7 protein-coding genes are annotated in these 9,513 nt (G+C 37.8%); all 7 read left to right on the forward strand.

The window, feature by feature from the left end:
* The first annotated feature begins 46 nt into the window (after nt 1–46).
* The 7 genes from BW727_RS03975 (at nt 47) to rbfA (ending at nt 9,443) form a co-directional block, all read left to right on the forward strand.
* On the forward strand, nt 47–4,366 hold the full coding sequence (locus BW727_RS03975; RefSeq protein WP_062469364.1) for a PolC-type DNA polymerase III: 4,320 nt from the start codon (nt 47–49) through the stop codon (nt 4,364–4,366).
* A 157-nt stretch (nt 4,367–4,523) separates the two neighbouring features.
* A complete protein-coding gene (gene rimP, locus BW727_RS03980) occupies nt 4,524–4,997 on the forward strand; it encodes a ribosome maturation factor RimP (protein WP_062469361.1) in 474 nt (157 codons plus the stop codon).
* Between the two features lie 25 nt (nt 4,998–5,022).
* A complete protein-coding gene (gene nusA / locus BW727_RS03985) occupies nt 5,023–6,264 on the forward strand; it encodes a transcription termination factor NusA (protein ID WP_062469358.1) in 1,242 nt (413 codons plus the stop codon).
* 10 nt (nt 6,265–6,274) lie between these two features.
* Entirely contained in the window at nt 6,275–6,559 is a 285-nt protein-coding gene (gene rnpM, locus BW727_RS03990; protein WP_062469354.1) for an RNase P modulator RnpM, read from the forward strand.
* Nucleotides 6,559–6,876, forward strand: a complete 318-nt coding sequence (locus BW727_RS03995; protein ID WP_062469351.1) for a L7Ae/L30e/S12e/Gadd45 family ribosomal protein — start codon at nt 6,559–6,561, stop codon at nt 6,874–6,876. Before rnpM ends, BW727_RS03995 begins: the two co-directional genes overlap by 1 nt.
* A 12-nt stretch (nt 6,877–6,888) precedes the next feature.
* Nucleotides 6,889–9,060 carry a translation initiation factor IF-2 gene (gene infB / locus BW727_RS04000; RefSeq protein WP_062469348.1) on the forward strand — a complete coding sequence of 724 codons (2,172 nt, stop codon included), beginning with the start codon at nt 6,889–6,891 and terminating at the stop codon, nt 9,058–9,060.
* Between the two features lie 26 nt (nt 9,061–9,086).
* On the forward strand, nt 9,087–9,443 hold the full coding sequence (rbfA, locus tag BW727_RS04005) for a 30S ribosome-binding factor RbfA (protein ID WP_062469345.1): 357 nt from the start codon (nt 9,087–9,089) through the stop codon (nt 9,441–9,443).
* The last annotated feature ends 70 nt before the right edge of the window (nt 9,444–9,513 follow it).

Raw genomic sequence — 9,513 nt, forward strand, 5'->3', positions numbered from 1 at the left:
CTCTTTGAATTTTTATTGGCTTAAAAGTAGAAAGTAGGTTAAAAGTTTGAATAAAAAGCAATTGTTTCAAAAATTATTAGAACAACTTAACCTCCAACATGAATATGACTACCTTCCTTATTTAGAAAATGGTTCTGTTGATCAGGTTTTGGTGTATAAGAAGGCTAAACAGTGGGTTTTCGTTTTGAAGTTTGATGATATTTTACCTTTTGAAGTTTTCCAACTGTTAGCAACCCGTTTAAAAACATCTTTTAAACATGTTGCGGCAGTAGATTTACGTATTAAAACGCGTCAACCAAAAGTGACTGACGAAAAAATTAGCGACTATTGGCAATTAGCAGTTGTCCGTAGCAATATTTCCTCACCCGTAGTGAGTGGCATTCTTAATAATAATGTCCCTGCTATTTTAAATAATGTAGTGACCTTAACATTATCCAATGAAATTACCAAGAATCACTTAAAAGATAATTATTTGGCTATCCTTCAACAAAGTTTTCTAGTTTTAGGCTTTCCCGAATTCCAAATTCAGTTAGATATTAATAAAGAAGCTTCTGAACTGATGCACCAAGAGTATAGAGAACGTAAACAAGAACAAGAAGAAATGATGATTAAACAAGCAGAAGAAAGTTTAGCCATTCAAGAAACTGAACAAGGTAAACGCAATGAAGGTGGGGCAGTAGGCCCTATTCAATTAGGAAGTCGCATCCCAGAGAAAGTAGAATTACGTCAGATGTTAACGATTACGGAAGAAGAGCGATCTGTTGTCGTGCAAGGAAATATTTTTGACAGTGAAATTCGTGAACTGCGATCCGGACGAAAATTACTTATTTTTAAAATAACTGACTACACCTCATCCTTTACGGTTAAGATTTTCTCAAATAATGAACAAGATGAACAAAATTTTGAAAAAGTAACCAAAGGGAAATGGGTAAGGGTACGGGGTAACGTTCAAGAAGACACCTTTATGCGGGATTTAGTTATTAATGGGCGCGACGTTAATGAAGTTTATGTGCCCGAGCGCCTGGACCGTGCGCCAGAAGGCGAAAAACGCGTGGAGCTTCATTTGCATTCGAATATGAGTCAAATGGATGCAACCAATGGTATTGGCGACTATGTAGCTCAAGCTGCTAAATGGGGCCACAAGACAATTGCTATTACCGATCACGCTGGTGCACAATCTTTTCCTGATGCGCACGCTGCTGGTCAAAAACATGGGGTTAAGATATTGTACGGTATTGAGGCAAATGTTGTAGATGATGGTGTGCCGGTAGCTTATAATCCGGTTCACCGTGAATTAGCCGAAGACACTTATGTCGTTTTTGATGTTGAAACAACGGGTCTTTCAGCCGTTTATGACCGTATCATTGAATTGGCTGCCGTTAAAATGTACAAAGGAAATGTAATTGATACCTTTGAGGCCTTCATTAATCCAGGGGTTGCCTTATCACAAACCATTATCCGCTTAACCGGTATTACCGACAGTATGTTAAAAGATGCTCCACCAGAAGAAGATGTGGTTCCGAAATTTAAAGAGTTTTGTGAAGATGCCATATTAGTCGCACACAATGCTTCTTTTGATATGGCTTTTCTTAACAAAAGTTATGAACGAAATGGCATGTCCGATGCACCAAATCCTGTTATAGATACGTTAGAACTTTCGCGCTTTCTACATCCACATATGAAGTCTCATCGCTTAAACACTTTAGCAAAACGTTATAATGTTAATTTAGAACAACATCACCGTGCTGTTTTTGACGCGGAGACAACGGGCCATTTGTGCTGGATTTTTATAAAAGAAGCTAAAGATGAATTTAATATCCATTACCATGATGAATTAAATAGTGGGGTCGGAAAAGGTGATGCCTATAAACGCGCACGTCCATTCCATGCTACTCTATTAGCTAAAAATCAAGCGGGTTTAAAAGATTTGTTTAAGCTGATTAGTGCTTCTAACGTAGAATATTTTTACCGTACCCCTAGAATTCCACGCAGTCTATTAATAGAGTATCGTGAAAATATACTTGTTGGATCTGCTTGTAGTAATGGCGAAATATTTGAAGCGATGATGCAAAAAGGAAGAGATGAGGCTCATGAGCGTGCTAAATTCTATGATTTTATTGAAGTTATGCCTAAAGATGTTTATAAGCCTCTTCTTCAAAATGAGTTAGTTAAAAATGAAGCCGATTTAGAAGAAATCATTCGCGAAATTGTTTCAATTGGTCAAGAAATGCAAAAGCCAGTTGTTGCGACTGGTAATGTGCATTACCTAAATCGAGAAGACGCCGTTTACCGTGAAATATTAGTAGGTTCATTAAAAATTAATCAAGGAAAAGAATTAAACTTGCCAGAAGCGCATTTTCGTTCGACTGATGAAATGCTGAATGACTTCCAGTTTCTTGGAAAAGAACTTGCCAAGGAAATTGTTGTCGATAATACAAATAAAATAGCTGATAGCATTGAAGAAATGACTCCTATAAAAAGCGAACTGTTTACGCCAAATATTGAAGGTGCCAATGAAGAAATCCGTGAGCTAGCTTATACGGAAGCCAAACGCCTTTATGGAGATTTTTTACCAGAAATTGTTGAAAAACGTCTTGAAAAGGAATTGAAAAGTATCATTGGTAATGGTTTCGCTGTCATTTACCTTATTTCTCAGAAATTAGTTTTAAAAAGTAATCAAGATGGTTATCTAGTAGGTTCACGGGGATCAGTTGGATCCAGTTTTGTAGCTACGATGACCGGGATAACAGAAGTAAATCCTCTTCCCCCTCATTACCGGTGTCCAAATTGTTCTTATAATCATTTCATTTTAGATGGATCGATTGGATCAGGTTTTGACCTAGAAGAAAAGAACTGTCCAGAATGCGGTACCAGAATGGATCAAGATGGCCATGATATTCCTTTTGAAACCTTTTTGGGTTTTTACGGCGATAAGGTTCCTGATATTGATTTGAATTTTTCTGGAGAATACCAAGCCCAAGCACATGCCTATACAAAAGAACTGTTTGGTGAGGATTACGTGTATCGTGCTGGAACAATTGGTACGGTAGCTGATAAAACGGCGTATGGTTATGTAAAAGGGTTTGAACGAGATCATGAAAAAAATTATTCAGCTGCCGAAGTAGATCGCTTGGCTAAAGGGTTTACAGGTGTAAAACGTACAACTGGCCAGCATCCGGGAGGAATTATTGTTATTCCCGATTACATGGATGTTTATGATTTTACACCGATTCAGTTCCCGGCTGATGACCAATCTTCAGAGTGGAAAACGACGCATTTTGATTTCCACTCCATTCATGATAATGTTTTAAAACTGGATATTCTTGGACATGATGATCCAACCATGATTCGTATGTTACAAGACTTATCAGGAATTGATCCAGAAACCATCCCGCCTAATGATCCAGAAGTCATGAAGATATTTAGCGGTACAGAAGTCTTGGGAGTTACTCCGGAACAGATATTGAGTAAAACAGGAACACTCGGAGTCCCTGAATTTGGTACCCGTTTTGTACGTGGTATGTTGGAACAAACCAAGCCTTCGACTTTTGCTGAGTTATTACAAATTTCAGGATTATCACACGGAACAGACGTTTACTTAGGGAATGCTGAAGAGTTAATTAGAGAAAAAAATATTCCATTGGCAGACGTGATTGGTTGCCGGGATGATATTATGGTTTATTTAATTCATCACGGATTAGAAGATGGATTAGCATTTAACATTATGGAACACGTTAGGAAAGGTAGAGGAATTCCTGCTGAGTGGCAGGCTGAAATGCGTGCCAAGGCGATCCCTGAGTGGTACATCCAATCATGTTTAAAAATTAAATATATGTTTCCTAAAGCACATGCGGCTGCTTATGTTCTAATGGCTTTGCGTGTTGCATATTTCAAAGTCCATGATCCTCTTTTATATTACGCTGCTTATTTTTCAATCCGAGCGACTGATTTTGATTTAGTTGCGATGGTAGAAGGTAAGGATGCAATTAAAATAAAGATGAAAGAAATTATAGATAAAGGGTTAGACGCTTCTGTAAAAGAAAAGAATTTATTAACCGTTTTAGAGATTGCTAACGAAATGGTTGAACGTGGTTTTACTTTTAAAATGGTTGATATTGAAAAATCAGATGCACGTGATTTTACAATTGATGGTAACAGTTTACTTGCACCATTTCGTACGATTGCAGGTCTTGGAGATAATGTTGCTAAGCAAATTGTCCAAGCACGCCAAGAGCAACCTTTTTTATCTAAAGAAGACCTAGCTAAAAGAGGGAAAGTTTCTAAAACTGTTATTGAATATATGGATGAAAATGATGTTTTAATTGGTTTACCCGATGAAAATCAATTATCATTGTTCGATTTTTAAAAGAAAGTCTTATAGATAGCTGTTTTCTTGCAAATAACACGTTTTTAGTGTATGATTATCTAAGAATTAGAACTAGGGGGGAGTGAGCGGAGACGCTCACTCCTTTTATATGAATTGACTAAACATAATGGTTTTTTAAACAAAAGGGAGGGTTTTTGTGAGTCGAGTAGTTGAGATTGTAGAAGAATTGGTCACACCAATTGTTGAGAGTCGTCATTTTGAATTAGTTGATATAGAGTTTTTAAAAGAAGGTAAGAATTGGTTTTTGCGTGTCTATATTGATAAACCAGGTGGGATTGATATTGAAGAGTGTGCTTGGGTGAGTGAGCAACTCAGTGAGAAAATGGACGCGATTGAACCGGATCCAATTCCGCAAGCATATTTTTTAGAAGTATCCTCACCTGGAGCTGAACGGCCATTAAAAACAGAAAAAGACTTGCAAGAGGCGATTGGAAGCTACGTGCATTTTTCATTTTACCAAAATTTTGAAGGTGAAAAATTTTATGAAGGAACACTTCTTTCAGTGACAGACGAAACTGTAAGATTAGAAGTAAAAATTAAAACACGTACAAAAATTATTGAAATACCACGAAAAATAATTGCAAAAGCGAGACTGGCAATTAAATTTTAAGAAACAGTAAGGAGTGACATAAGGAATGAATAAAGAGATGCTGAATGCTCTTGATGTATTAGAAAAAGAGAAAGGTATTTCTAAGGAAATCGTAGCAAGCGCACTGGAAGCGGCACTTGTATCAGCTTACAAGCGTAACTATGGTCAAGCCCAAAACGTTGAAGTAGAATTTAATACCGATACTGGTAATATTAACGTTTATTCTGTTAAGGAAGTTGTCGAGATGGTTTTTGATTCGACGCTAGAAGTTGACATAAAAGATGCCTTAGAAATGAATAAAGCTTATGAAATAGGCGATAAAATTCGCTTTGAAGTAACACCGAAAGACTTTGGACGGATTGCCGCTCAAACAGCCAAACAAGTCATTATGCAACGAATTCGTGAAGCAGAACGCAGCATTATTTATGATGAATTTATCGCTTATGAAAACGACATTTTAAACGGAGTGGTTGAACGTCAAGATTCACGTTATATTTATGTAAATCTAGGTAAAATTGAAGCAGTTCTTGCTAAACAGGAACAAATCCCCGGAGAAGAGTACCAAGCACGTGATCGTATAAAAGTCTATGTGACAAAGGTTGAAAACACCTCTAAGGGGCCACAAGTTTTTGTAAGTCGTAGCCATCCAGATTTATTAAAACGTTTATTCGAACAAGAAGTGCCTGAAATCTATGATGGCGTTGTTGAGATTGTCTCAATTGCTCGCGAAGCTGGCGATCGCTCAAAAGTAGCTGTTCGTTCACGCGACGAAAACGTTGACCCAGTTGGAACCTGCGTAGGACCACGTGGCCAGCGTGTACAAGCAATCGTTAACGAATTGCGTGGAGAAAATATGGATATTGTTGAGTGGAGTGAAGATCCAGCAACTTACATAGGGAATGCATTAAACCCAGCTCAAGTTGTTCGTGTGGATTTCCATCCAGAAAACAATAGCTGTACCGTTGTTGTTCCTGACTATCAATTGTCTTTAGCAATTGGAAAAAAAGGGCAAAATGCACGTTTAGCTGCTAAGCTAACCGGTTATAAAATCGATATCAAGTCAGAAGCCGACTACAATCGTTTACTTATTCAATCGCAACAAGCTATCAAGGAAGAACCTGCCTTAGTAGAAGAACTTGAAGAAATGACCGAAGCAGATGATATCATTAAGACAGAAGAAATCGGTGAACATATTTACAACGCTGAAGAGGTTGAAGAGCAAATTTCAGATATTGAAGCTGATCCTGAGCAAGATTACAGTGAGCTTTTAGATGAAGCTGGACAATAAGAGGTGATGATTGATGAAGAAGAAAGTTCCAATGCGCCGTTGCATTGTATCGAATGAGATGAAACCAAAGAAAGAAATGATTCGAATCGTTAAAACACCAAAAGGAGAGTTAGCAATCGATCCAACTGGTAAAAAGAACGGTCGTGGTGCTTATATCTCCATGGAGCCTACATTAGTCGAAAAGGCTAAAAAGCAACATTTGTTAGATCGTCAATTTGGAATGACTGTTAGTGATGATTTTTATGGTGAACTTTATGAATACGTCGACCATCAAAAAGCTAGGAGTTTACTATAATGACACCAGAAGACAAACAGATGAACTTGCTTGGTTTGGCACTACGAGCAGGTAAACTTATTACGGGTGAAGATTTAACTATAAAAGCTATTCAAAATGGAAAAGCTAAATTAGTTGTTGTGGCGACAACAGCGAGTGATAATACACGTGAAAAGTTAACAAATAAATGTCTATACTACAATGTTCCGCTTGAGATTGCTTTTACCTCTGACGAGATAAGCTCTGCCATTGGGAAAAGCCGTTCAATTTGTGCTTTTACAGATAAAGGCTTTGCGAACAGTTATCTTAAACTGAAAGGAACGAATACTATGAAATAAGGATGTGAGGACATGGGTAAAAAAAGAGTCTATGAGTATGCTAGAGAACATAACATGTTAAGTAAGGATGTTATCGAAAAAGCTAATGAAGCAGGACTAAACTTTAAAAGCCATATGTCAATAATGGGAGATGAGGATATTAAAAATATGGATAAAGTTATAAAAGGTAAGAGCGAGGCACCTGCTTCGTCAAAAAATAAATCGCAAACAAATAATACAAGCAAACCAAAAACTGCAACAAGTGGGCCAGCAGCAAGTTCAACAGCTAAACCAGCAGCAAAAACAAATAAACCAAGCCCAACACCTTCACAAGGTGGTAACCGCAACAAAAGTAAAGGTGGCTTCAATAAACGTAATAATCGAAATAAAAAACGTAGAACCAACAGTGCACCAAAAGCACCGGTTCCACAAAGAAAGTTCCGTGAGTTACCAGAAGTATTTGTCTATACAGATGGAATGAATATTCAAGAAGTTGCAAAGAAATTACACCGTGAACCAGCAGAAATTATCAAAAAGTTGTTCATGATGGGCGTGGTTGCAACTCAAAACCAACCGCTTGATTCTGAAACACTAGAACTTATTGCAGCTGATTATGGTATTAAAGCAGAAGAAAAGGTACAAGTTGACATCTCTGATTTATCTGTATACTTTGAAGAAGAAGATAATGAAGAAGCAATGGTCACTCGTCCACCCGTTGTTACTATTATGGGACACGTTGACCACGGTAAAACAACTCTACTGGATTCTTTAAGAAATACCAAAGTTAGTTTGAGTGAAGCGGGCGGAATTACACAGCATATTGGTGCCTACCAAATTAAAATTAACGATCAACCTATAACCTTCTTGGATACTCCAGGTCATGCGGCCTTTACCGTTATGCGTGCACGTGGAGCAGATGTTACAGATATTACAATTATTGTTGTTGCAGCTGATGATGGTGTTATGCCACAAACTATTGAAGCTATTAACCATGCAAAAGCAGCCGATGTTCCTATCATCGTAGCTGTCAATAAGATTGATAAACCAACTGCCAACCCTGATCGTGTTATGCAAGAACTAAGTGAGCATGGCTTGATTTCAGAAGCATGGGGTGGCGATACCATTTTTGTGAACATCTCTGCTAAATTTGGACAAGGTATCGATGAGTTGCTAGAGATGATTTTACTTGTTTCAGAAGTTCAAGAGTTAAAAGCAAATCCAGACCGTATGGCAATCGGATCTGTTATTGAAGCACGATTAGATAAAACAAAAGGGCCAATTTCTACTATTCTTGTTCAACAAGGAACGCTTAAAATTGGAGATCCTATTGTTGTTGGAAGTACCTTTGGACGTGTTAGAGCGATGATTAATGACCAAGGTCGCCGTGTTAAAACAGCCGGTCCATCGATGCCAGTAGAAATTACTGGTTTAAACGAAGCTCCACAAGCTGGAGACCGATTCGTTGTTTTTGAAGACGAAAAAACAGCCCGTTCAGTTGGGGAAGAACGTATGAAACGTGCACAACAAGAGTCACGTTCGAAACAAAATCGTGTTACAATCGATAACCTATTCTCTAGTTTGAGTGAAGGAGAACTAAAAGAAGTCGGCGTGATTATTAAAGCAGACGTTCAAGGTTCGGTTGAAGCTCTTTCAGGTAGTTTGCAAAAGATTGAGGTTGAAGGCGTACGTGTGCGTATCATTCATGCAGCCGCAGGTGCAATCACTGAAAGTGATGTAACGCTTGCAGCCGCAAGTAATGCCATCATAATCGGATTTAACGTTCGTCCAACGCCACAAGCGAAAATTCAAGCTGAATTTGAAGAAGTCGATATTCGTTTACACCGCATTATTTATAATGCAATCGACGAAATTGAAACAGCTATGAAGGGTATGCTTGAACCAGAATACGAAGAGAAAGTAACCGGTCAAGTTCAAATTCGTGAAACCTTTAAAGTTACGAAAGTAGGTACTATTGGCGGTGGCTTTGTAACTGACGGCGTTATTAAGCGTTCAAGTCAAGTTCGAGTGATTCGCGATAATATTGTAATTCATGATGGTGAATTGGCAAGTTTGAAACGATTTAAAGATGATGTGCGCGAAGTGAAGAACGGGTTTGAATGTGGTTTGATGATTGAAAACTTCAACGATATCGAAGTTGATGATGTGATTGAAGCTTACGAAATGGTTGAAATCGCTAGAAAATAGCAGAATTTTATCAAGGAGTGAAGCAAATGGCAAAATATAGATCAGAAAGAATCAAACAACAAATCTTGCGTGAGGTAAATGATATTTTACTCAAAGAAGTGAAAGATCCACGGGTTCAAAATATTACCTTAACAGATGTGGAAATAACAGGTGATCTTCAGATTGCGACACTTTATTATAGTTCATTAAATGAACTTGCAAGTGAACGCGAATCCGTTCAAAAAGGATTAGACAAGGCAACAGGTCTCATTCGTAGTGAATTAGGTTCTCGTTTATCGCTTTATCGAACACCAGAAGTTATTTTTAAACGCGATGAGTCTATTGATTATGGAAACAAAATCGAAGAGCTCATTCGACAAGTTAAAAATGAAGATTTAGAGTAGTCAAGATGAGAAGGACTGGAGAAATCCAGTCCTTCTTTTTGTTGGAATATGATAAACTAGGGAGGAAAGA

The sequence above is a fragment of the Jeotgalibaca dankookensis genome, from assembly GCF_002005405.1.
GTDB classification, from domain to species: domain Bacteria; phylum Bacillota; class Bacilli; order Lactobacillales; family Aerococcaceae; genus Jeotgalibaca; species Jeotgalibaca dankookensis.